Origin of the sequence: Bacillus sp. LBG-1-113 (assembly GCF_020708615.1) — a bacterium.
Taxonomy (GTDB): Bacteria; Bacillota; Bacilli; order Bacillales; family Bacillaceae; genus Bacillus; species Bacillus mojavensis.
Window position 1 is genome coordinate 286,014 of record NZ_JAJFDG010000002.1, and the last position, 21,958, is coordinate 307,971.

Consider the following 21,958-nt stretch of genomic DNA (forward strand, 5'->3'; position numbering starts at 1 on the left):
TTTAAATATGGCTAATAGGAATCATAATTCCTATTGCAAAAAGTTATTTTCTGTATTTATTTCAATTCATCTATGAATTATTTTAGCAACAAGGCATCATTTCTACAAACAAACTGCCTTTTAAGCGCTTTTTATGCGCTTGAAGACAGGGTTCGGCTGAGCGCCGGGTTTGTATTTCATATCATATCACATACAAATCATGAATGTGTAAGATTTCACTCCGCAAAAAAACCGGAGGGCAAGTGCCGCTCCGGTTACGCGTAATAGGTTGCTGTTATTTTTTTTACATAGTTTTGAGTTTCTCTGAAAGGCGGAATGCCTCCGTATCGATCAACGTTTCCCGGGCCGGCGTTATAAGCTGCTAACGCCATGGATACATTGCCATCGTATTTATCCAGCATTTGTTTTAAATATTTCGTTCCGCCCTCAACGTTTTGCTGCGGATTAAGCGGATTGGAAACGCCAAGTGAGGTTGCTGTTGACGGCATCAGCTGCATTAAACCCATTGCGCCTGCACCGCTGACGGCTTTTGCATTAAAGCCGGATTCCTGTTTGATGACAGCGCGGATTAGTTTTTCATCGACTCCGTATTTGTCAGAGGCTTTTTTTATAGCGCTGTCGATTGAGAAGTCACCCGAGCTGATGTTTTTATCCTCTTGTTTGTTTGAGGAGGCATCAACAGCAGCTGTTTCAGTGCTTTCACTCGCTTTTGTAAATTGGCCGACATTGTCGTTTGAATAGGAGTTAAGCCCGTAAGCTGAAAGCAGTGACGGCGATGTCCCGTAAGCGCTGTTCACCTGGCTGATCGGGCTTGAAGATGCTGTTGACACAGGTGTTTGCTGGGACAGTCCATTTGTATATTGGCTGAGCAAGGAGCTGAAGTTTGACAGCGGGCTCTCAGTGCTCTGACTGCCCGTGCTGCTTGCATTTGATATAGACTGTAATGCCTGAAGCTGAAGGAGAGCCGCCCAATTCGTTACGTTCACTATGTCATTCCACCTTATATAGACTTTCGTTTTTCTTCATAAAAACGCTGAATTTTATTTTTGGTTTCTCGCAGAGGAATACTGAATTTCTGAAGCAGCTTTTCAAAGGCCAATTTGCCTTCATTCCAGTCAGCCGCCTCAAATTCGATTTCATAATCCTCTTTATTTAAATATCGGCTGTGATCTAAAACTATTAAACCTTTTTCTGTTTCTTTTTCTGCGCGATTTGTTGCTAAAGATCCAAAATAATGAATGGCGTCTGTATCGATGTGAAGCTTCTTCAGCTGGTCCTTGACAGGGCCTTTCGGAATCGTGAAACGTGTAAAGTCGGATACGCCGGAAAGCTTCTGGTGGGTTTCCAGAAGTCCAACTTCAGCCGGTTCTTTTAATGTCAGCACATATTCGTCATTTTTCTTACGGATTCGAAGCGCCGCCTGTTTCTGTTTCAGTGCGAAGCAGTTTGTATCAAAATAGTGATTCTCTTGATTTGTAAATTCTTTTTCTGCCAAATCCAGTGCCGCAGCTATGTTTTCAAATTCATGTTTTGTAAGCAGGTTTTTAAATTCAATTTCAATTTCTTGGCTCATAATGGTCTTCCTTTCAGCTCTGTAAATCTCATTTTTACTATTATCTCTTTAGATGTTAGGTTTATCAATATCAAGCTTGATATGATAAAATGAATCTGTACTTTGTTTATAAAGGAGAGCATTATGCAAAACAGAATCGAAATTTTAAATGCAACACTATCGGATGATGAGCTTCGCCTAACCTGTGAGACAGAAGGAAACGAAGCAGAACGCAAGCCGTCAGGTCAAATGCTAGTTGATTCTGACAACATTGCTTTTGTATACATACTTGAATTAGCTGATTCTTTTGAATATGTCATGATAAAGGAACATATATGGCCTGAACTGAAGCAGGCTCATGATCAAAGAAAACCGATCGTCTTAGAGGCAGGGAATGAAAAAATTGAGCTGTCAGGCCTGCATGAGGAGCTGGAGTATCTTTTAGAAAATATTAAAGATAATGCGAACTACGGAGAAGAAATGGAAGAAACAGTGAAACGCGTTTTTCTATAGAAACTGGTGCTGAATTGGGGGATGTATGATGGATGACAAGCAATGGGAGCGTTTTTTAGTGCCGTACCGCCAGGCTGTTGAAGAATTAAAAGTGAAGCTCAAGGGGATCCGCACGCTTTATGAATATGAGGATGACCATTCACCGATTGAGTTTGTGACAGGACGCGTCAAGCCTGTGGCGAGTATACTCGAAAAAGCCAGACGGAAAAGCATACCATTACATGAAATTGAAACCATGCAGGATATCGCAGGCCTTAGGATCATGTGCCAATTTGTCGATGACATCCAATTTGTAAAGGAAATGCTGTTTGCCCGAAAAGATTTCACCGTTGTGGATCAGAGAGATTATATTGCAGAACATAAAGAGAGCGGGTATCGGTCATATCATCTTGTCGTGATGTATCCTTTGCAGACGATATCCGGAGAGAAACATGTTCTTGTTGAAATACAGATCCGTACGCTGGCGATGAATTTTTGGGCGACCATTGAGCATTCATTAAATTATAAATACAGCGGAAACATTCCTGAAAAAGTAAAACTGAGGCTTCAGCGCGCTTCTGAAGCAGCTTCACGGCTTGATGAAGAGATGTCGGAGATCAAGGGTGAAATTCAGGAAGCTCAAGCTGCCTTTTCTAGAAAGAAAAAAGGAAGCGAGCATCAATAGGTAAAGGGGAAGAAAAAGCATGAAATTTGCCGTATCGTCAAAAGGAGACAATGTTTCTGATACGCTGAAAAGCAAAATACAGGCGTATTTATTGGATTTTGACATGGAACTGGATGAAAATGAACCGGAAATCGTCATTTCAGTCGGGGGCGACGGGACGCTTTTATACGCTTTTCACAGATACAGCGACAGATTAGATAAAACAGCTTTTGTCGGCGTTCACACGGGTCATCTGGGGTTTTATGCGGACTGGGTTCCTCATGAAATTGAAAAACTCGTGCTCGCAATTGCGAAAACACCGTATCACACTGTGGAATATCCGCTCCTTGAAGTAATAGTAACCTATCATGAAAATGAGCGGGAAGAAAGATATTTGGCGTTAAATGAATGTACGATTAAAAGTATAGAAGGAAGCCTTGTGGCGGATGTGGAAATCAAAGGGCAGCTTTTTGAAACGTTCCGTGGCGACGGCCTTTGCCTGTCCACGCCTTCCGGGAGCACAGCCTACAATAAAGCGCTGGGCGGAGCAATTATCCACCCATCCATCAGAGCGATTCAGCTGGCGGAAATGGCATCTATCAATAACCGTGTATTCCGGACGGTCGGATCACCGCTCCTTCTCCCTTCCCATCATGATTGCATGATTAAACCGAGAAATGAAGTTGACTTTCAAGTGACAATTGACCATTTAACCCTGCTTCATAAGGATGTAAAGTCCATCCGCTGTCAGGTGGCATCCGAAAATGTAAGATTTGCAAGATTCCGTCCGTTTCCGTTTTGGAAAAGAGTCCAGGATTCATTTATCGGAAAAGGTGAGTAGAAAGAGGACGTATCGTGAAGCAATTTATTCTTGAAAAGAAGATCACTACCGCTGAAGACGGAATGACCCTAAAGGAATATACGGTCGATCTGGGCATTTCGAAGCGTCTACTGACCGACATCAAATTTGGCGGAGGAGATCTTCTCATTAACGGTGAACATGTGACTGTTAAATACGTATTGAAAGAGGGGGACTTTCTTATTGTAAAGTTTCCTGAGGAACAGGTGAGCGAGACGCTTTTGGCCGAGCCTGTTCCGCTCGATATTATGTATGAGGATGAACACGTGCTTGTGATAAACAAACAGCCGTATGTGTCATCTATTCCGTCGCGAGAGCACCCGGCGGGAAGCATCGCGAATGGCATCATCCATCACTACCAAAAAAACGGAGTACGGGCCACGGTTCATCTTGTCACCCGGCTAGACCGGGATACGTCAGGTGTCATGCTTGTTGCCAAGCACCGCTTTGCCCACTCCATTTTATCGTCGGCGCAAAAAAACGGCCTTGTGAAACGCAGATATGTTGCGATTGTGCATGGACGTATGACAGAGACAGAGGGAAAGGTAGACGCCCCGATTGGCAGACATCCTGACAGTATCATTGAACGGATAGTGACACCGGGCGGTCAGAAGGCTGTTACTCACTTTCGTGTCACACGTCTTACGGATGACTTAACCACGGTGGCATTGCAGCTTGAGACAGGGCGGACCCATCAAATTCGCGTCCATATGAGCTATCTCGGCCACCCGCTGTGCGGCGATACGTTGTACGGCGGAACGAGACAGAAGATTGACAGGCAGGCGCTGCACAGTGAGCAGCTGTCGTTTATCCACCCGCTGACGCAGGAAAAAATGACGTTTCATGCGGCTCTGCCGCACGATATGTTAGGAATTATGTAAAGGAGAGAATCATTAAAACGATTCTCTCCTTTTTTATATGGGGCGAAATCTAGTTTCGTCATAAGGCATAGAGCTTGGAACGGAGACGGTCTCCAGTTCGGGAAAACGGAAGGCCGTCAGTTCATTTCCAAACACACAGCCTGTATCAATGTTAATTGTGCGATTTTTTATGCGGGGCTCTTTAACAGGTGTGTGTCCGTATACAACCCAGGCTGTCCCATTATAAGCAGCGGCCCAATCCCGCCTGACGGGTCTGCCGTCCGGATACGTTTCACCCGTCACATCGCCGTAAAGCACAAAGTCCTTTACTCTCCTCGTGTTTTTGCCGATATCGTCAGCCTTTATGCCAGCATGGGCGACAACCAATTCTCCATTATGTAAGATGTCGTAAAGCGGCGCAGTTTCATAAAGCCTCATAAATTGTTCGCTGACTTTTCTTCTTTCTTCTTCAGAAAGTGCTTTAAGCTCTGCCGCAGTTGTTTCAAGACCGTGCATCACTTTAACTGGATTTCCTTTTAAGTAGCGGTACAGCTTGTTGCAATGATTTCCCGGGACATAGCGCACTGCTCCTTGTTCATAAGCTCCGGCTACAAAGCGGATGACTTCAATTGATTTAGGGCCTCGGTCTGTCAAATCCCCGGCAAAAACAAGCACCCTGCCTTCATCATGTACAGGCAATCCATTTTTTATTGTGTATCCAAGTTTTTCTATTAGGGCTGTCATTTCATCGTAGCAGCCATGAATATCGCTGATGATATCGTAGTAGGCCATGCAGCATCCTCCTTACTCATGATTTTATTTATTATGAAGCAAATTGCTGTGAGTCATCACCGGCTTTTATGTGCAAATTATAGAAGAATCATTTTCTAAAAAAAATGAGACCTTATTACTTTATTTTTCATCATCACCCTTGTTAAAATCGCGTTATGTTTTTTTAAAAGGAGGTTCAGATTATGGCGCATACATCTGTCGCATCATTAGTTGTCGTACTTATCGTTGCATTTTTGACTCCCATCCTTTTGCATCGGTTTAAACTCAGCATCCCTGTTGTTGTTGCTGAAATTATTATGGGATTGATTATAGGAAAAAGCGGTCTTAATTTAGTTGTGGAGGGTGATACTTGGCTTCAGACACTCTCTATGCTCGGATTTATCTTTTTAATGTTTTTAAGCGGTCTTGAAATTGATTTTTCATCCTTTGAGAAGGGAAAGAAAAAGCAGTTTCTGCAAAACGGCAAGGAAGCACCCAATACATTTGCCACAGCATCCATTATTTTTATCGGTATTTTTATTTTATCATTGCTGCTGTCTTATGGGTTCGTCGTGGCCGGATTTATCCAAAATGCTTTCTTAATGACGCTTATTATTTCTACAATTTCGTTAGGTGTTGTCGTTCCAACCTTAAAGGAAGAACGGATCATGGATTCAAACATCGGGCAGATCATCCTGCTTGTTGCCGTGATTGCTGACTTGGTCACTATGATTCTTCTTGCTGTATTTTCTTCTCTATACGGAGAGGACAGCGGAAACATGTGGCTCTTAATGATCTTGTTTGCAGCGGGAGTAGTGCTCTACTTCTTCGGGCGGATCTTTAAACACCGTTCTTTTGTTCAGTCCATGTCTAAAGGGACGATACAGATCGGCACCCGTGCTATTTTCACCTTAATTATCGTACTGGTGGCTCTGTCTGAATCACTGGGAGCAGAAAATATACTCGGCGCTTTCTTAGCGGGTGTGCTTGTTTCCCTGCTCTCGCCGAACAAGGAATTGGTTCAGCAGCTCGATTCCTTCGGCTACGGGTTCTTAATACCGATTTTCTTTGTGATGGTCGGCGTAAAATTGGATATTTGGACACTTTTTCAGGACCCAAAAATTTTAGTGATGATTCCGCTGCTGCTTATGGCACTGTTAGTAAGCAAAATTCTTCCTATCCTGTACTTGAAGAAATGGTATGATAACCGCACAATATTGGCGTCTGGTTTCCTGCTGACATCAACGCTTTCTCTTGTGATTGCCGCTGCGACAATCGGCCAGCAGCTTCATGTCATCAGTGCGAATATGTCAGGAGCGCTTACGCTGGTGGCGGTTATTGCAAGCATTTTTACGCCGGTCGGATTTAAAAAGCTGTACAAAAAACAGGAGCAGCCGGAGGAGAAAAAGAAGATCACATTTATCGGCGCTAATCAAATGACACTGCCTGTTACACTTGAATTGCCTGAGAGTGAGTATGAAGTGCGAGTCGTGCACGTTTATCAAGAAAACGCTGAGGAAAAGCTGTCAGACTCAGTATTTTCCGTCGAAACGCTTCCTGATTATGAGCATCAAACCTTTGAATCACTCGGTATATTTGATACAGATATCCTTGTAGTGGCGACAGGGGATGAAGACATGAATACGGACATCGCATTATACGCCAAAGAAAAGGGGACAGAAAGAGTCATCGCCAGCACCGGATCACCGAAGAACGAAGCGAAATTGAAGGAGCAGGGCATCGGCATCTTTTCCATCTTGCTGTCGACCAAAACACTGCTTCGCGCGCTGATAGAAGCACCTGGCGTCATGAAACTGCTCACGAACCAAGAGTCCTCGCTGTATCAAATTAATATGGAAAACAGCAAATACGACGGCGTGATTCTCCGTGAATTCCCTTTAACAGGCGATGTGATTTTTGTCAGGATTTTCAGAGGTGTGGACAGCATCGTTCCTCACGGCGATACAAGGCTGAAAATCGGAGACCGTTTAATTGTCACCGGATCACGCGGGTATGTAACGGATCTTAAGAAAACATTGGAAGGATAAAATCTTGACCAAATAAGGATTCGTGTTAATATAGAGGTGCAGAACAATTCAATATGTATTCGTAAAACCACTAGGGGTGTCCTTTATAAGGGCTGAGATAAAAGTGTGACTTTTAGACCCTCATAACTTGAACAGGTTCAGACCTGCGTAGGGAAGTGGAGCGGTATTTGTGTTATATAACTATGCCAATTCCAAACCACTTTTCCTTGCGGGAAAGTGGTTTTTTTATTATCAGACAGGGGGAATGACGTGTGAAGTTTTCAGAAGAATGCCGCAGTGCAGCCGCAGAATGGTGGGAGGGGAGTTTTGTCCATCCGTTCGTTACGGGAATAGGTGACGGAACTCTTCCGATTGACCGTTTTAAATACTACGTGCTTCAAGATTCTTATTATTTAACGCATTTTGCGAAGGTGCAATCGTTCGGCGCCGCTTATGCGAAGGACCTTTACACAACGGGACGCATGGCCAGCCATGCTCAAGGTACGTATGAAGCGGAAATGGCGCTTCATCGCGAGTTTACAGAGCTTTTGGAAATTAGTGAGGAAGAACAGAAGGCATTTAAGCCATCTCCTACCGCTTACTCTTATACATCTCATATGTACCGTTCGGTCTTGAGCGGGAATTTTGCAGAAATCTTGGCAGCTCTTCTCCCGTGCTATTGGCTTTATTATGAGGTTGGTGAGAAATTGCTGACATGTGATCCGGGGCATCCGATCTATCAGAAGTGGATTGGTACCTACGGCGGTGACTGGTTCAGACAGCAGGTGGAAGAACAAATTAACCGTTTGGATGAGCTGGCGGAAAACAGCACCGAGGAAGTGCGTGCCAAGATGAAAGAGAATTTTGTTATTTCCAGCTATTATGAATATCAGTTCTGGGGAATGGCTTATCGAAAAGAAGGCTGGTCAGACAGCGGCGTAAAAGAGGTGGAAGGACTTGGAGCTGCACGCCATAACTGATGACCGCAAGCCGGTTGAAGATCTAGTGAGATCCATTATAGCCATTCAGGATGAGGTTGATTTCATCCATATTCGCGAACGGTCTAAATCGGCAGCTGACATTTTGAAACTGCTGGAGCTTATTTCTGAAGGCGGTGTTGATAAGCAAAAGCTGGTGATGAATGGCCGGGTTGATATTGCACTTTTTTCAAATATTCATCGTGTTCAGCTGCCGAGCTGCAGCTTTTCGCCGAAACAAGTAAGAGCCAGATTTCCTCACCTGCACATTGGGCGATCAGTGCATTCACTGGAGGAAGCGCTTCAGGCAGAAAAGGATGATGCTGATTATGTTTTGTTCGGCCATGTGTTTGAAACGGATTGCAAACAAGGCCTTGAGGGCAGAGGCGTGTCTTTGCTTTCAGAAATCAAACAGAGGATCTCGATTCCGGTTATTTCAATTGGAGGGATAACACCTGCCAGATTAAGAGAAATGAAGCAAGCAGGTTCAGACGGTATTGCTGTCATGTCCGGAATTTTTTCTTCCGATGATCCTTTGGAAGCTGCCAGACGATATTCCCGCAAGCTAAAGGAGATTCAGTATGAAAAGGCATTATGATGCAGTTGTCATTGGAGGCGGAATTATTGGTTCCGCGATCGCTTATCAGTTGGCAAAAGAAAAGAAAAACACCGCATTGCTTGAAAGCGGAACAATAGGCGGCAGAACAACAAGCGCCGCGGCAGGGATGCTTGGCGCCCATGCCGAGTGCGAGGAACGGGATGCGTTTTTTGATTTCGCCATGCACAGTCAGCGTATGTACCGAGGTCTTGGAGAGGAGCTATTTGCATTATCCGGTATCGATATTAGAAGGCATGATGGCGGTATGTTTAAGCTTGCATTCTCCGAAGAAGACGTGTCATGCCTCAGACGGATGGACGATTTGGATTCTGTCAGCTGGCATACAAAAGAAGAAGTGCTGGAAAAAGAGCCGTATACGGCCAGTGAGATTTACGGGGCGAGCTTTATTCAGGATGATGTTCATGTTGAGCCTTATTTTGTATGCAAGGCATACGCTAAATCGGCTAAAGCGCTTGGTGCGGATATTTTTGAGCATACTCCTGTTCTCGATGTGACATGTGGCAGTGAATCCATTTTGGTCAAAACAGCGTCCGGTGACATGCATGCGGATTATGTCGTGGTTGCCAGCGGGGTCTGGAGCGGGATGTTTTTTAAGCAGCTCGGGCTGAATCAGTCATTTTTTCCTGTAAAAGGAGAGTGCCTGTCTGTTTGGAATGATGACATTCCGCTGACAAAAACACTTTATCATGATCATTGCTATATCGTACCGAGAAAAAGCGGCAGACTGGTTGTCGGCGCGACGATGAAGCCTGGTGACTGGAGCGAGAAGCCGGATCTTGGCGGACTTCAGTCGGTTATGGAAAAAGCGAAAACGATGCTGCCGGCGATTCAGAATATGAAGGTTGATCGTTTTTGGGCGGGACTGCGTCCGGGGACAAAGGACGGAAAGCCATACATTGGCAAGCACCCTCAGGACAGCCGCATTTTATTTGCGGCGGGCCATTTCAGAAACGGGATTCTGCTTGCTCCTGCAACGGGTGCTTTAATTGGTGATCTCATTATGAATAAAGAGGTCAAGGCAGACTGGCTGCATGCCTTTCGAATTGATCGCAAGGAGGCGGTTCAGATATGATGCTACAGCTGAACGGTAAACAAGTTGAGTGGGATAGAGACACAGGTACGATTCAGGATCTGCTTGCGTCTTATCAGCTTGAACATAAAATCGTTGTCGTTGAAAGAAATAAGGAAATTATCGGCAAAGAACAATATCACGAGGTAGAGCTGTGTGATCGTGATGTCATCGAAATTGTCCATTTTGTAGGAGGCGGATGAGAATGTTAACAATTGGCGGGAAACAATTTCAATCAAGGCTGCTGTTGGGCACGGGAAAATATCCATCGTTTGATATTCAAAAGGAAGCGGTGGCTGTTTCAGAGTCTGATATTTTAACATTTGCTGTGCGGAGAATGAATATCTTTGAAGCGTCTCAGCCTAATTTTCTGGAGCAGCTTGATTTATCCAAATATACGCTTCTGCCAAATACAGCTGGCGCCAGTACGGCGGAAGAAGCAGTTCGAATTGCACGGCTCGCGAAAGCATCCGGGCTTTGTGACATGATTAAAGTCGAAGTCATCGGGTGCAGCCGTTCCTTGCTGCCGGATCCTGTGGAAACGTTAAAAGCGTCTGAACAGCTTCTTGAAGAGGGATTTATTGTGCTGCCGTACACCTCGGATGATGTGGTGCTGGCGAGAAAGCTTGAAGAGCTTGGTGTTCATGCCATTATGCCGGGGGCTTCTCCGATTGGATCGGGACAGGGGATTTTAAATCCTCTGAATCTGTCATTTATCATTGAACAGGCCAAAGTGCCGGTCATCGTGGATGCCGGAATAGGATCGCCAAAAGATGCGGCATATGCAATGGAGCTTGGAGCGGACGGCGTACTGCTGAATACGGCCGTATCAGGTGCGAACGATCCGGTGAAAATGGCGCGCGCCATGAAGCTCGCAGTAGAAGCAGGGCGTCTATCTTATGAAGCAGGCCGCATTCCAGTCAAGTCATATGGAACGGCAAGCAGTCCGGGAGAAGGTCTTCCTGTATGACGGACAGGTACTCCAGACAGGAGCTGTTTGCTCCAATCGGCCCCGAAGGCCAGAAGAAACTGAGAGAGGCGCGCGTTGTGATCATCGGCGCCGGCGCACTGGGAACGGCCAGCGCAGAGATACTGGTGAGAGCGGGAGTCGGATCGGTGAAAATCGCCGATAGAGATTACGTCGAATGGAGCAATCTGCAGCGCCAGCAGCTTTACACAGAAAATGATGTCAGAAAGGAAATGCCGAAAGCAGCGGCTGCTGAGCAGCGTCTTCGTTCCATTAACAGTGATGTGGATGTGACCGGACTTGTCATGGATGTCACAGCAGAAAACGTATCCGAACTGATTCGCGGCGCATCAATCATTGTAGATGCCGCCGATAATTTTGAAACCCGGCTTATTGTTAACGATGCTGCAGTGAAAGAAGGAATTCCGTTTCTTTACGGCGCTTGTGTGGGTAGCTACGGCCTTACGTTTACTGTATTGCCGGGGGTAACCCCCTGCCTTCATTGTTTACTCGATACCCTTCCGATTGGCGGTGCGACATGCGACACAGCCGGCATTATCAGCCCGGCTGTTCTGCAGGTTGCTGTCCTTCAGGTGACAGACGCTCTGAAACTGCTGACGGGAGAGGAATGCGAGCCCGTGCTGCGCTCCTTTGACCTGTGGAAAAATGAGCGGTCAGAAGTAAGAGCAGCGGGACTTAAAGATGACTCGTGTCCAAGCTGCGGCACAAAGGATTTTCCGTTTTTATCATACGAAAACCAAACGAAAGCAGCAGTATTGTGCGGCAGAAACACGGTGCAAATCAGATCCTCTTTCACAAAAGAAGCAGATCTTGACGTGATGGCGGGACAGCTGAGGCAGGCGGGGCTGGAAGTAGCAGCGAATCCGTATTTAATATCCTGCCGCTCGGATGACATGAAAATGGTGCTGTTTCGGGACGGCAGAGCATTGATCCATGGAACAAATGATATTGCCAGGGCAAAATCCATCTATTATAAATGGATCGGGTAATAAAAGGAGTGTAGTTTAATGAGTATATATAAAGCCTTGACGATCGCCGGCTCTGACTCAGGCGGCGGCGCGGGGATACAGGCAGATATTAAAACCTTTCAGGAGCTTGGTGTATTCGGAATGTCTGCCATCACGGCGGTAACTGCACAGAATACACTTGGCGTTCACGGCGTGTATCCGCTGACTGCAGAGGCACTGAGAGAGCAAATTGATGCTGTGGCGGAGGATTTGAGACCGGATGCCGTAAAAACAGGAATGCTTTGGAATGCAGAAATGATTAAAGAAGTGGCAAGGAAAATGGATCAATACGAATTAAGCCGGGTGATCGTTGATCCGGTTATGATCGCGAAGGGCGGCGCGTCCTTGCTTCGCGATGAATCAATCGCTACGCTGAAGGAGCTGCTGATCCCACGAAGCTATGCGATCACGCCGAATGTGCCGGAAGCAGAAGCGCTGACGGGTATGGTGATCCGTTCGCTTGATGACCGGAAGAAAGCTGCGGAACAGCTGGTGAAGATGGGCGCGCAGCATGTGATTATCAAAGGCGGGCACCAGCCTGAGGACAATCACATTACTGACCTTCTTTTTGATGGAAACATGTTTATGCAAATCAGCCATCCTTATATCGATACGAAGCATACGCATGGCACAGGCTGCACCTTTGCTGCGGCTTTAACAGCCCAAACAGCTAAAGGAGACAGCATCCATCAGGCATTCGAGGTTGCTGCCAACTTTGTCCGCGAAGCCGTAGAAAATACGCTCGGCATTGGATCGGGCCACGGACCGACAAATCATTTCGCTTTTAAACGAAACAGCATAAAAATAAACCGATGAGACCACCTGCTTATGGTGGTCTCTTTCATGTTTGACTTTGGTATGCGCTTTTCATCTGGACAAGGTTATGATATGATAGGTATTAAGATCAGGTACTAATACTATGTCTTTAACAAATATAGGAGGCTTTATACATATGAATTTTTCACTTGAAGGCCGCAACATTGTTGTTATGGGAGTAGCCAACAAACGCAGTATCGCTTGGGGAATAGCGCGCTCTTTACATGAAGCGGGCGCACGATTGATTTTCACATATGCAGGTGAACGCCTGGAGAAATCTGTTCATGAACTCGCTGGAACTTTAGAGCGAAACGATTCCATTATCCTTCCTTGCGACGTAACAAACGACACGGAAATCGAAACTTGTTTCGCAAGCATTAAGGAGCAGGTCGGTGTGATCCATGGTATCGCACATTGTATCGCGTTTGCCAACAAAGAAGAGCTTGTCGGCGAATATTTAAACACAAATCGTGAGGGCTTCCTTCTAGCTCACAACATCAGCTCATACTCACTGACCGCTGTCACAAAAGCGGCGCGTCCGATGATGACTGAAGGCGGAAGCATCGTAACGCTGACTTACCTTGGCGGAGAGCTCGTTATGCCGAACTACAATGTGATGGGTGTAGCGAAAGCTTCTCTTGACGCAAGTGTGAAGTACTTAGCTGCTGACTTAGGAAAAGAAAATATCCGCGTTAACAGCATTTCTGCTGGTCCGATCAGAACATTATCTGCTAAAGGCATCAGTGACTTCAACTCAATCTTAAAAGACATCGAAGAGCGTGCACCGCTTCGCCGCACGACCACACCTGAAGAGGTGGGAGATACAGCTGCATTTTTATTTAGCGATATGTCCCGAGGCATTACAGGTGAAAATCTTCACGTTGATTCAGGTTTCCATATCACTGCCCGCTAAGCAGATTCACCTTCAAGCAGTCCCAAACAGGGATTGCTTTTTTATTTCTTCTGATTTTCAGCATTCTGTCATATAGATAGAATATGACAGAATCGGAGGGATGAAGATGTCTAATAAGAAAAGAAACGCGGATAAAAAACCGCTCATGTATATTGTTCAGCCGGACTATGTGGAAACACGCTCGTCCATGCAGGAGATCGTCATTAAAAGAAAGGCTAAACCGGCTCCGCCAAAAGCAGAGGAACAGCCGGTTTACCATGAAAAAGAGCGGGAAGACATTCAGGTAAAAGATGCTGTGGAAACAGAGGAAAAAAAGCGGGAAGACATTCAGGCAAAAGATGCTCAGCAAACAGAGAAAAAACAGGCAGAGGAACCAGTGCGTCAGCAAAAACAAGAGGTAAGAGAGCCGGAGAACCAGAAAAAGCAGCAGGTACCGTTAGAAGAGCCGCAGGCAATTGAAGAAATCCCCAAACAGCAGTCTCGGGAAGCGGAAAAAAAGGAAGAGCCTGCACCTGAAGCCCGTAAGCCTGAAAAGGAACCGGAGGCCGTGCATAATGCAGCTAAAGCTGAAGAAAAGGCACCGCCGGCAAGAAAAGTGAAAAAACCGATGAGCAAGATGTCCATCCATGAAAAAATCGATTTTTTAACAAAACTGCCGCATAACATGCCGAGAGCGCTTTGTCTGATTGAAGCCAATGGAAAAACGTACAGAGGCGTGATTGTCGGAAGAAGAAATGATTCCGTCCTGCTTCGGACGACCGGAAATGGTGCTCCGACTGAGCTGGCGATCGATGATATAACATCTCTGCACCCGTTAGGTTTTTAATGAAAGCAAAAAGCTGCCCGGCAGATCGTTCCGGCAGCTTTTTTACATAGAGAAAAGCCTGCAAATCTTGCAAGCTTTTCCGTCTTATCATGAATGATGATGTGTGCGATTGATTAAACGAGGATTTAAGCAATTGATCGCGCAGAAGCAGTCTAAATCCACTTCAATACAGTAGTTCGTTTTTTCAAGTCGGAACACTTCACAAATCGTGTCTTTATCGGTGAAGTCCAAAATGTGTTTGTGTTCGTCAAAAGCGATTAATAAGGATAGCGTTGCGCAGCTGCCATGAACTTTTTCCACTCTAAAAAATACTGTATTAAAGCAAGGTCCGTTATCCAGCTCGCCGACATTACCGAAGGCGACTAAAGGCTTTGATTTTGATGTAAATATTGCAAAAGGCACTGTATCGCCTAATGAATGGTTTACTGACAAAAGCTTTGAGTGGCAGCCGGTCGGGCAATCCTCTTCAACCGCGTTTTGCAAATCTTCAATTTGTTCTACCGCTTCACGCACGCAGCTTGATGTTTTCTGGCTCATATTATCCCTCCTGCCTTGTAATTTTGAGACTGGCGAAATGATGGAGAGTCAGCTGCCTCACTTTCGAAGCAGCTGAATGATTTGCACCTGTAATAGAGTTTGGAAGGGGATTCCTCTTTACAAGTGTTTATCCATTGTGATGATGCTTTTTATCTCTGTTAGGGGATGTTCTGTCAACTAACTCTGGTGACAGGCATTGAATCGCACAGAAGCATCCGAGATCCACTTCTATGCAGAAATCTGTTTTTTCAAGCCCGAAGAAATCCGGGTCGCAAGGATGGCAAACACTTAAGGTTTCGCCTTTGACATCGACCGGGCGTAAAATAGACAGTGTAGCGCAGCAATCGCATAATTTCTCGACGCGGAAGAAAATGGATTCAAAGCATTGCATATCATCCACAAATCCCCCCACGTTTCCGAATGTGGAGAACAACCCGCCTTTTTTATCAAAAACGAGAAACGGAATTGTGTCTTTTCCAGCAATCGTAGGGTTTAAAAGGTTGGTATAGCAGCCAGTCGGACACTGTTCTTCAACTGCCTCCTGCTCTGCTAAAATCTTTTCCACTGCATCGCATACACAGTTCTCATGTCGGCCATGGGTTTTTCCGCAGCTCATTGATTTCAGCTCCTTCTTTATAGGGTATTTGACTTTAGTCCTTAACAACATATGTACTCGTGCCTCACTTGGTGTGGGTGAACGTCTATATATTCATCATATGCGGGAAAATAAGAAAAAGCAGAGCGTTTTTAGCTCTGCTTTTAGATTTACAGGATGAGTATGATGACTAGGGCTGCCACAAGTGTGTTAGTAGCTGTGGAAATTAATGTTGCTACATCAGCATCTACTGTTGTGACATTTACACCGCGGGAGCATTCGATGAGAAGTTTTTGGCGGTTTACTTGTTTGTTAGCTGTCAGCTGCAATAAATCTTGTGCGACTAATTCTGCAATTACTCCGTCTGCAATGGATGTGAGAGCTACTGTTAGAACAGCTGCATTAAGCGCTGTTACAACTGATGTTACGGCTTGAATGTCTGTAGATGAAATGTTGATGTCACAAGAGTCTCTAATAATAATTGTTTCATCGGAAACTTGTTTGTTGAGATTTGCCTGTGCGAGATTTTGGTCAATGAAGGCGTTGTCGTCGCCAAAAGCCCCATTGCCATTACAGCAAATATCGCAATTGCATTTTCTTTCTTCTTTTTTATCTTTTTCGTCTAACGGATGGTCACAGTCAGGATCAAGTGCAACCCAAGAATATGGTCTGCTTTCCATATCTATTCCTCCTTTTCTTTTACTGTTATTAGATGAGCGAGCCTCAAATTTTGACTGAGGCATATATCCTGATGAAGAACCCTATTTTTTATGATTGGTTTGAATTGTTATTGTTTTGACGTCTTTGTCTGAGCTGTTCAATTAATTGTTCTCTCCGGCTTAGCGGTTTTTCGTTCTTTTGCTCTTGCACAGTGGCTTCTTCTTTTTTCTTCTTTTGTTTTTCAACTATTTCCGCTGATTTAGCTTGCAAGTCTTTTACCATATTCAATAGCATTTCCTTTTCTTCATCTGAGAGTTTTTTCATTTTGTCTTTGGTGACGCCGTGTTTCAGAAAGATATTTTGAACCAGCATTTTCGACATAGGATCAACTTCTGGAAGCTTTTCAAGCTCTTCTTTGATTTTATCGTTATCTGACATTTGTTTTCACCTCGACTTTTAAGTTTGTGAAAAGAAAGGGTTAAAGGACGTCAAGCTCAAGGAGAATACTATTTAGCACCTGAAGCAAAATTTGTACAAAGGTTATTATTTCGTCGGCAGATAAAGTGATTTTGATATTTCGGCTGTTGATAATTTTAATGATGGTTCTTTTTTTGATTTGGGAGTTATCGAGAATGAGTATTTCGCTTGCTACTGTGTCGGACAAGTCCTCGTCGGCGATGACGAGCTGTGTCGTCAGGATAATCAATGTTGTAGCCAAGGCTTGTATAGAAAGGGCAGCTGTTATATGTGACGTATCTATTGTGATATTTTCGCAATCAATGACTTCGACCTGCTGCTCGAATTCGCTTGATAATTGCTCAAATATTTCAGGATGCAGGGATTCAACTTCTTCTTCAAATGACATAACCTTCACTCCTTTCTTATCCATACTGTATATAATGCAGAAGAGGTGCAGAGCGGAATAAGAAAAATAACCAATTTTCAACAGGACAAGATACAAATTCATGAAAGCTAGGGTTTCTGCATATATGTGAAGGGGATGATGAAAGGAGTGAACAAGTGGTTATCAATTGGCTGTCTTTTTTCCTTCTTTCGCTTGCGGTCTTCCGGCTCGCGCGTCTTTTCGTGTTTGATACGATTATGGCGCCGCTTCGCAGCCTTTTTCATGAAGAGAAGGAGGAAAAGGATGCGGACGGGAACATTGAAACGTATATTGTCATAAAGGGAACAGGTGTGAGGGCGTTTATCGGTGAATTGCTGAGCTGCTATTGGTGCACAGGCGTGTGGTGCGCCGGCTTTTTGATTTTGTGCCAGGTTTTCATTCCAGAGGCGGCCCAGTGGCTGGTTTTGCTGCTGGCGATCGCCGGGCTGGCCGGTATAATTGAAACCCTTGTATCAAAATGGCTGCAGGAATGAGGCATTCCCACCAGCAACTTTCCGTCAGTATCCGCATAAAGTAGCATATATGACATAAGGAAAGGAAGGGATCAAAGTGAATCAAATTAACAAACCTTCCCAAAAAACTCCATATACAGATTCATCGTATCAAACAAAAAAGATCAAAAAGAAAGGCTGCGGGTGCGGCAGTAAAAAGAAAAAACCTCAATAGCCTGACCCTGACAAGAGACCGGAGATGTCCGGTTTTTTGTTTTTTTTTTAACAATGCTGATTCGCTCAGCATATGTCATGAGAGGGGGGATCTCATGAATGAGTTTGAAAAATTCATAGAGGGCAGGTATGAACCGCACGATCAAAAGCAAAACAAGCATGACAAGATGATCAAACAGATTGAAAAGGAGTTGGCTTTATTTGACGAAGCCGGCTTGTCGTTTGAACAAGAAATTGAAGAATTGGCTGAAAAGACGGAAGCCTTACTGAAAAAACGGCAGGCTCAGCATGATCCATTATAAATCCGCAAGCGCCCTATGCGGATATCCAAGCCAATCATGATGACTCGCATAGTGTATAGAGTAAAGGAGGTGCTTAGTTATGGGATTTGGTTACGGAGGCGGCTGCTGCGGCGGCGGTTATGCTGGAGGATATTCAGGCGGTTACGGTTCAACATTCGTTCTTGTGGTCGTACTGTTCATTCTTCTCATCATCGTAGGTGCATCTTTTTTTAACTACTAAGAAATGAATGAAGGAGGAAGTGCGGATGATTTCCGTGCTTCTTCCTACTTTATGTATCCTTTGCTGCTTTTTAAATCAGTAACTTATTTCTGCTTGCGAATCATCACATTATGCGTAAAGCGTTCATACAATACTGTATTACTCCGCCAAAAGGAGGCGTATTATGGATAATCAATTTTTTAAGAACATTGAAAAGAAAACAGGCGTGAACATGCAGGATGTCATGAATCTTGCAGGCTCACTTCAAAACGCCAATTTTAAAGATGAAAACACAGTCCGCAGCGTCATTAAGCGCGTGGCGCAGCTGGCAAACAGACGCGTGCCGAAAGAAATGGAAGATAAGATTGTCCAGTCCATTACAAGCGGAAAAGAAAAGCTTGATTTTGGAACGATTTCTAAAATGTTGGATAATAAATAAGCGGATGGCCTGGGCAACGGGCCTTTTTTACAGTGAAAAACCCGGCAGTATCGCTGCCGGGCTGTTTATTTGGGCAAGAGCTGTCTCGTTTGCTGCAAAAGAGGATACAAAAACCTTGAACGGTGGGCTGTTTTGCCGCGCCTGTTTGCGGGACAAGACAAATATAAATGCTGTTTGGCCCGTGTCATTGCAACATACAGAAGACGTCTTTCTTCCTCAAGCGGCGCTTCGTCGCCCTTTCTCGCTGTTTCTAATGAGAAATCATGCGGGATGGAGCCGTCTACCGTGCCCAATACATAGACGGTTTTGAATTCAAGGCCCTTTGATCGGTGAATGGTCATCAGCTGTACACCGTTTTCATCCGTTTTGTTTTTCTCAGCAGCCCGCATGTGATCCACATGGGCGAGAAAGTCAGGGATGGTTTTGAATTTTTTTGCGACAACCTTGACGTCACGCAAGTCATCAGAGCCTTTTTCCAGCTTGTTTCCTTCGTTGCCACGTTTTTTTAAGTATTCGGAGAAGCCCATTTTTCCTTCAGCAAAGGTAATGGCTTCCACCGGCTTCATGGTGCGGATGCTTGCGAAAAAGGGTACGATTTTTTTGATTTTATCCAGCTGGAACGGCTTCAGATCCGGCAGTTTAGCCAGCGCCTTAATCATGGAGCAGTCCTCGGTAATCGAGAGCGCCTTCAGCGTGTTTAAAGCAGACTGCTTTAGAAATAAGGCAGGCAGCAAGTGTTTAATCGCTTCAGTATCATCCTCGTTTTGACTCGCGTACAAGTATGCGAGTATCTGGCGGACGATTCTTCTGCTGTAAAAGGACTGGACGCCGCGATCAGCGGTATACGGAATTGATGATTGATGAAGCCTTTCATAAATGGCGCGGCCGGCGCTGTTTGTCCGGTAGAGAACCGCAAAGTCTTCAGGTTTTGCGCCGTTTTGAATTTTTTCTTTCATATCGGAAACCACCATTGTCGCTTCTTCTTCTTCGTCATAAGGATAAAACAGCACAGGGACCTGAGCGTCGTCACGAGCGGCTTCCAGCATCTTGGCATACCTGTTTTTGTTCTTTTTCACGACAATATCAGCACTGGAAACGATCGGATGTGTTGAACGGTAGTTCGCTGTTAAGTAGATTGTTTTGGCACCAGGATAATCCTTTTGAAACTCCAGAATAAAAGAAGGGCTGCTGCCGCGAAACGCATAGATCGATTGATCGTCGTCCCCAACACAGCACAGGTTTTGTTCCGGACTCGCCAGCATTTGCATGATTTTATATTGGACCGGATTAATGTCCTGAAATTCATCAATTAAAATATACGTAAACCTAGATTGATATTGCTCCAGAAGATCAGGCCGCTCTATGAACAGTTCATAGCAGGCAGACGCCATATCATCAAAATCAAATTGGCGGTGTTCTTTTTTCTGGCGCTCATAATATTCGTACAGGCGGTAGACTTGTTTTTCCCAGTCATCCTTTAAAGGAATACGTTCATTCGGCAAATAAGAGTTTTTCCAAAAACCGATTTGCTGCAAGGCCTGATCGACGGGGAACTCTTTCTCATCTACGCCTTCTTCATAGAGTGCTTTTTTCATATATTGTTCCTTTTGCCATTCCATTTTCAACAGGTGCTCGCCATTCCACTTGGCAGAATCATAGTGATACAGGATTTTATAAAACAAGCTGTGGAATGTTCCGGTGACAAGTCTTCTGACTTTTGACGGCTGTAATCCGTACTGCTTCGCCATGCGATCTTTCATTTCCGCGACGGCCTTTGTTGTAAAGGTGACAAGCAGCATATGTTCCGGCGGTATGTCTAGGTGTTCGATCATGTGGGCAGCGCGCGCAGTCAGCACACGTGTTTTTCCGCTTCCTGCACCGGCAAGCACCAATAATGGGCCTTCCGTTTCCGTGACAGCTTTCAACTGATCTGTGTTTAAGCCGACTGTCGGAAAAAGGCTCGTATCAGGTTCTATTGTTTTTTGAACAAATGGTGTTCCGGGTTTAATGCTTCTCGGCCGCTGCCATTCCATGACAGCCGGAGACGAGTCAGCAGCAATCGCTTTCCCCTTGGGTAATCGAAAAACACCGGATTCCTGATAGTTTTCCTTCTTTTCTTCTTTAGCGGGTTTCGTTTCGCAGGCCTCCTCACATGCCGGAAAATGGCCTGGCTGGCGGTGGATAAACTCCGGCGGATCGGTGATATTAAGCCTTAACAAAACGGGTTTTCCGCAATGAGAACAAAATAAATGGCCTTTTATTCCTTCTTCAAAAAGGAATTGATAATGTTCTCTCGAATATGTATGTAAATGTATGGTTCGATTATTCAGTCGGGCGCATTTCAAAAAGGGGTCCTCCCAATCAAAAAAAGGTGTTCATTACAGACAAAGACTATCATATCAAAAGAAACGTGTTTCAAAAAGTAAGTTTAAGGGAAAAGAGACAGCAGAAGGGTGGGTATCGAATGATATATGCAGGTCAGATTCAGAACCAGCAATACGCTCAATATGCCAATCGCACAATAGGCCATAAACAGGATTATGCCGGAACAGAGAAGGTCAGATATGTCCCGTTTCAGCGGATGTACAAGGAACTTGAAAAACAGCAGGAGATTCAGACAGCCGCTGAAAGAAAAGTAAACGAGGCGAAACGTAAGCGCTCTCTTTATAAAAGATTGCGAGAAAAAGGGATAGGCACATCTATTAATCGATATGTATAAAAAACCGTTCACATGAGAGAGCGGTTTTTATATGGAAAAAAATCCGGATCTCTGAAGACCCGGATGGTGTTTAATCCTTAATCATTTGCAAATGGGGAATGCCGGCATCGAGAAATTCCTCTTCAGACAGCACCCGATAGCCATGTTTTTTGTAAAATGGCACCGCTTGTGTCTGCGCATTTAACATAAAACCTGAAGCACCGCCGTCTGCTGCCGCTTTTTCCAGCGCTTTCATAATGATGCCGCCGACACCGGCTGAGCGGTGGCTTTTTAAGACACAAATTCGCTCTAATTTGCCGTATCCGTTCTTTAGCCGCCATCTTCCAGCGCCGACCGGCTGATCTCCGTCATACACCACAATATGCTCTGATTCGTTTTCAAGCTCATCAATTTCTTCTTCAGCTGGTACGTTTTGTTCTTTGACAAAGACTTCTTTTCTTACATAAAATGCATCTTTCATTTGTTCTTCATTTTTTGCGATAACAGCTTCCAAATCGT

General features: G+C 44.8%; 28 protein-coding genes, 1 pseudogene and 1 riboswitch. Of the genes and pseudogenes, 19 read left to right on the top strand and 10 right to left on the bottom strand.

What is annotated here, in order from left to right; genetic code table 11:
* Positions 1-254: 254 nt before the first annotated feature.
* Positions 255-986: a lytic transglycosylase domain-containing protein gene (locus LJF29_RS07530; protein WP_324255115.1), complete on the bottom strand. Its 732-nt coding sequence runs from the start codon at positions 984-986 to the stop codon at positions 255-257.
* Between the two features lie 14 nt (positions 987-1,000).
* A complete protein-coding gene (locus tag LJF29_RS07535) occupies positions 1,001-1,573 on the bottom strand; it encodes a CYTH domain-containing protein (protein ID WP_229147850.1) in 573 nt (190 codons plus the stop codon).
* 123 nt (positions 1,574-1,696) lie between these two features.
* Here LJF29_RS07535 and LJF29_RS07540 point away from each other — a divergent pair, with 123 nt between their 5' ends.
* The 4 genes and pseudogenes from LJF29_RS07540 (at position 1,697) to LJF29_RS07555 (ending at position 4,464) form a co-directional block, all read left to right on the top strand.
* Positions 1,697-2,065 (top strand): hypothetical protein, encoded by a 369-nt coding sequence (locus tag LJF29_RS07540; protein WP_229147851.1) that lies wholly within the window; start codon positions 1,697-1,699, stop codon positions 2,063-2,065.
* Between the two features lie 28 nt (positions 2,066-2,093).
* Complete coding sequence (yjbM, locus tag LJF29_RS07545; protein ID WP_024120930.1) at positions 2,094-2,729, top strand: GTP diphosphokinase; 636 nt, start codon at positions 2,094-2,096, stop codon at positions 2,727-2,729.
* Positions 2,730-2,748: 19 nt separating this feature from the next.
* Positions 2,749-3,549, top strand: coding sequence for an NAD kinase (locus LJF29_RS07550; RefSeq protein WP_010333761.1), 801 nt, complete (start codon positions 2,749-2,751; stop codon positions 3,547-3,549).
* Positions 3,550-3,611: 62 nt separating this feature from the next.
* Positions 3,612-4,464, top strand: a pseudogene (locus LJF29_RS07555) (RluA family pseudouridine synthase).
* A gap of 17 nt (positions 4,465-4,481) precedes the next feature.
* On the opposite strand, the gene prpE reads toward LJF29_RS07555, so the two are convergent.
* Positions 4,482-5,219 (bottom strand): bis(5'-nucleosyl)-tetraphosphatase PrpE, encoded by a 738-nt coding sequence (prpE, locus tag LJF29_RS07560; protein ID WP_168747427.1) that lies wholly within the window; start codon positions 5,217-5,219, stop codon positions 4,482-4,484.
* Between the two features lie 182 nt (positions 5,220-5,401).
* Here prpE and LJF29_RS07565 point away from each other — a divergent pair, with 182 nt between their 5' ends.
* From LJF29_RS07565 to cotO, 10 genes are all read left to right on the top strand, one after another.
* Positions 5,402-7,246 carry a monovalent cation:proton antiporter family protein gene (locus LJF29_RS07565; RefSeq protein ID WP_229147853.1) on the top strand — a complete coding sequence of 615 codons (1,845 nt, stop codon included), beginning with the start codon at positions 5,402-5,404 and terminating at the stop codon, positions 7,244-7,246.
* A 62-nt stretch (positions 7,247-7,308) separates the two neighbouring features.
* Positions 7,309-7,417: riboswitch (TPP riboswitch) on the top strand.
* An 80-nt stretch (positions 7,418-7,497) separates the two neighbouring features.
* Positions 7,498-8,205 carry a thiaminase II gene (gene tenA, locus LJF29_RS07570; protein WP_010333767.1) on the top strand — a complete coding sequence of 236 codons (708 nt, stop codon included), beginning with the start codon at positions 7,498-7,500 and terminating at the stop codon, positions 8,203-8,205.
* The gene (gene tenI / locus LJF29_RS07575) at positions 8,183-8,800 is read left to right on the top strand and encodes a thiazole tautomerase TenI (protein WP_229147854.1); all 618 of its coding nucleotides are present in this window, start codon (positions 8,183-8,185) and stop codon (positions 8,798-8,800) included. Before tenA ends, tenI begins: the two co-directional genes overlap by 23 nt.
* Positions 8,784-9,893, top strand: coding sequence for a glycine oxidase ThiO (gene thiO, locus LJF29_RS07580; RefSeq protein WP_229147855.1), 1,110 nt, complete (start codon positions 8,784-8,786; stop codon positions 9,891-9,893). The genes tenI and thiO overlap by 17 nt, the downstream gene beginning before the upstream one ends.
* Positions 9,893-10,093 (top strand): sulfur carrier protein ThiS, encoded by a 201-nt coding sequence (thiS, locus tag LJF29_RS07585; RefSeq protein WP_081720798.1) that lies wholly within the window; start codon positions 9,893-9,895, stop codon positions 10,091-10,093. The genes thiO and thiS overlap by 1 nt, the downstream gene beginning before the upstream one ends.
* Positions 10,090-10,860 carry a thiazole synthase gene (gene thiG / locus LJF29_RS07590; RefSeq protein ID WP_081720775.1) on the top strand — a complete coding sequence of 257 codons (771 nt, stop codon included), beginning with the start codon at positions 10,090-10,092 and terminating at the stop codon, positions 10,858-10,860. The genes thiS and thiG overlap by 4 nt, the downstream gene beginning before the upstream one ends.
* Entirely contained in the window at positions 10,857-11,867 is a 1,011-nt protein-coding gene (thiF, locus tag LJF29_RS07595) for a thiazole biosynthesis adenylyltransferase ThiF (protein WP_229147856.1), read from the top strand. The genes thiG and thiF overlap by 4 nt, the downstream gene beginning before the upstream one ends.
* An 18-nt stretch (positions 11,868-11,885) precedes the next feature.
* Positions 11,886-12,701, top strand: coding sequence for a bifunctional hydroxymethylpyrimidine kinase/phosphomethylpyrimidine kinase (gene thiD, locus LJF29_RS07600; RefSeq protein ID WP_229147857.1), 816 nt, complete (start codon positions 11,886-11,888; stop codon positions 12,699-12,701).
* A 136-nt stretch (positions 12,702-12,837) separates the two neighbouring features.
* On the top strand, positions 12,838-13,614 hold the full coding sequence (fabI, locus tag LJF29_RS07605; RefSeq protein WP_229147858.1) for an enoyl-ACP reductase FabI: 777 nt from the start codon (positions 12,838-12,840) through the stop codon (positions 13,612-13,614).
* 100 nt (positions 13,615-13,714) lie between these two features.
* A complete protein-coding gene (gene cotO / locus LJF29_RS07610; protein ID WP_229147859.1) occupies positions 13,715-14,440 on the top strand; it encodes a spore coat protein CotO in 726 nt (241 codons plus the stop codon).
* An 87-nt stretch (positions 14,441-14,527) separates the two neighbouring features.
* Here cotO and cotZ read toward each other — a convergent pair whose 3' ends face one another.
* From cotZ to cotV, 5 genes are all read right to left on the bottom strand, one after another.
* Positions 14,528-14,977 (bottom strand): spore coat protein CotZ, encoded by a 450-nt coding sequence (gene cotZ, locus LJF29_RS07615; RefSeq protein ID WP_168747436.1) that lies wholly within the window; start codon positions 14,975-14,977, stop codon positions 14,528-14,530.
* Between the two features lie 127 nt (positions 14,978-15,104).
* Positions 15,105-15,593, bottom strand: coding sequence for a spore coat protein CotY (gene cotY, locus LJF29_RS07620; RefSeq protein ID WP_010333777.1), 489 nt, complete (start codon positions 15,591-15,593; stop codon positions 15,105-15,107).
* A gap of 149 nt (positions 15,594-15,742) precedes the next feature.
* Complete coding sequence (cotX, locus tag LJF29_RS07625; protein ID WP_168747437.1) at positions 15,743-16,252, bottom strand: spore coat protein CotX; 510 nt, start codon at positions 16,250-16,252, stop codon at positions 15,743-15,745.
* Between the two features lie 88 nt (positions 16,253-16,340).
* On the bottom strand, positions 16,341-16,670 hold the full coding sequence (locus tag LJF29_RS07630) for a spore coat protein (protein ID WP_168747438.1): 330 nt from the start codon (positions 16,668-16,670) through the stop codon (positions 16,341-16,343).
* Positions 16,671-16,710: 40 nt separating this feature from the next.
* The gene (cotV, locus tag LJF29_RS07635) at positions 16,711-17,097 is read right to left on the bottom strand and encodes a spore coat protein CotV (RefSeq protein WP_229147860.1); all 387 of its coding nucleotides are present in this window, start codon (positions 17,095-17,097) and stop codon (positions 16,711-16,713) included.
* 155 nt (positions 17,098-17,252) lie between these two features.
* Here cotV and LJF29_RS07640 point away from each other — a divergent pair, with 155 nt between their 5' ends.
* The 4 genes from LJF29_RS07640 (at position 17,253) to LJF29_RS07655 (ending at position 18,741) form a co-directional block, all read left to right on the top strand.
* Positions 17,253-17,609 (top strand): DUF1360 domain-containing protein, encoded by a 357-nt coding sequence (locus LJF29_RS07640; protein ID WP_229147861.1) that lies wholly within the window; start codon positions 17,253-17,255, stop codon positions 17,607-17,609.
* A 287-nt stretch (positions 17,610-17,896) separates the two neighbouring features.
* On the top strand, positions 17,897-18,103 hold the full coding sequence (locus LJF29_RS07645) for a hypothetical protein (protein WP_229147862.1): 207 nt from the start codon (positions 17,897-17,899) through the stop codon (positions 18,101-18,103).
* 79 nt (positions 18,104-18,182) lie between these two features.
* Positions 18,183-18,323, top strand: coding sequence for a YjcZ family sporulation protein (locus LJF29_RS07650; RefSeq protein WP_168747441.1), 141 nt, complete (start codon positions 18,183-18,185; stop codon positions 18,321-18,323).
* 163 nt (positions 18,324-18,486) lie between these two features.
* Positions 18,487-18,741 carry a stage VI sporulation protein F gene (locus LJF29_RS07655; protein ID WP_010333784.1) on the top strand — a complete coding sequence of 85 codons (255 nt, stop codon included), beginning with the start codon at positions 18,487-18,489 and terminating at the stop codon, positions 18,739-18,741.
* A gap of 65 nt (positions 18,742-18,806) precedes the next feature.
* Here the strand turns inward: LJF29_RS07655 and LJF29_RS07660 are convergent, their stop codons facing one another.
* Complete coding sequence (locus LJF29_RS07660) at positions 18,807-21,086, bottom strand: ATP-dependent helicase (protein ID WP_229147863.1); 2,280 nt, start codon at positions 21,084-21,086, stop codon at positions 18,807-18,809.
* A gap of 119 nt (positions 21,087-21,205) precedes the next feature.
* Here LJF29_RS07660 and LJF29_RS07665 point away from each other — a divergent pair, with 119 nt between their 5' ends.
* Positions 21,206-21,460 (top strand): hypothetical protein, encoded by a 255-nt coding sequence (locus LJF29_RS07665; protein WP_010333786.1) that lies wholly within the window; start codon positions 21,206-21,208, stop codon positions 21,458-21,460.
* A gap of 70 nt (positions 21,461-21,530) precedes the next feature.
* Here LJF29_RS07665 and LJF29_RS07670 read toward each other — a convergent pair whose 3' ends face one another.
* Positions 21,531-21,953, bottom strand: a complete 423-nt coding sequence (locus LJF29_RS07670; RefSeq protein WP_010333787.1) for a GNAT family N-acetyltransferase — start codon at positions 21,951-21,953, stop codon at positions 21,531-21,533.
* Positions 21,954-21,958: the final 5 nt, after the last annotated feature.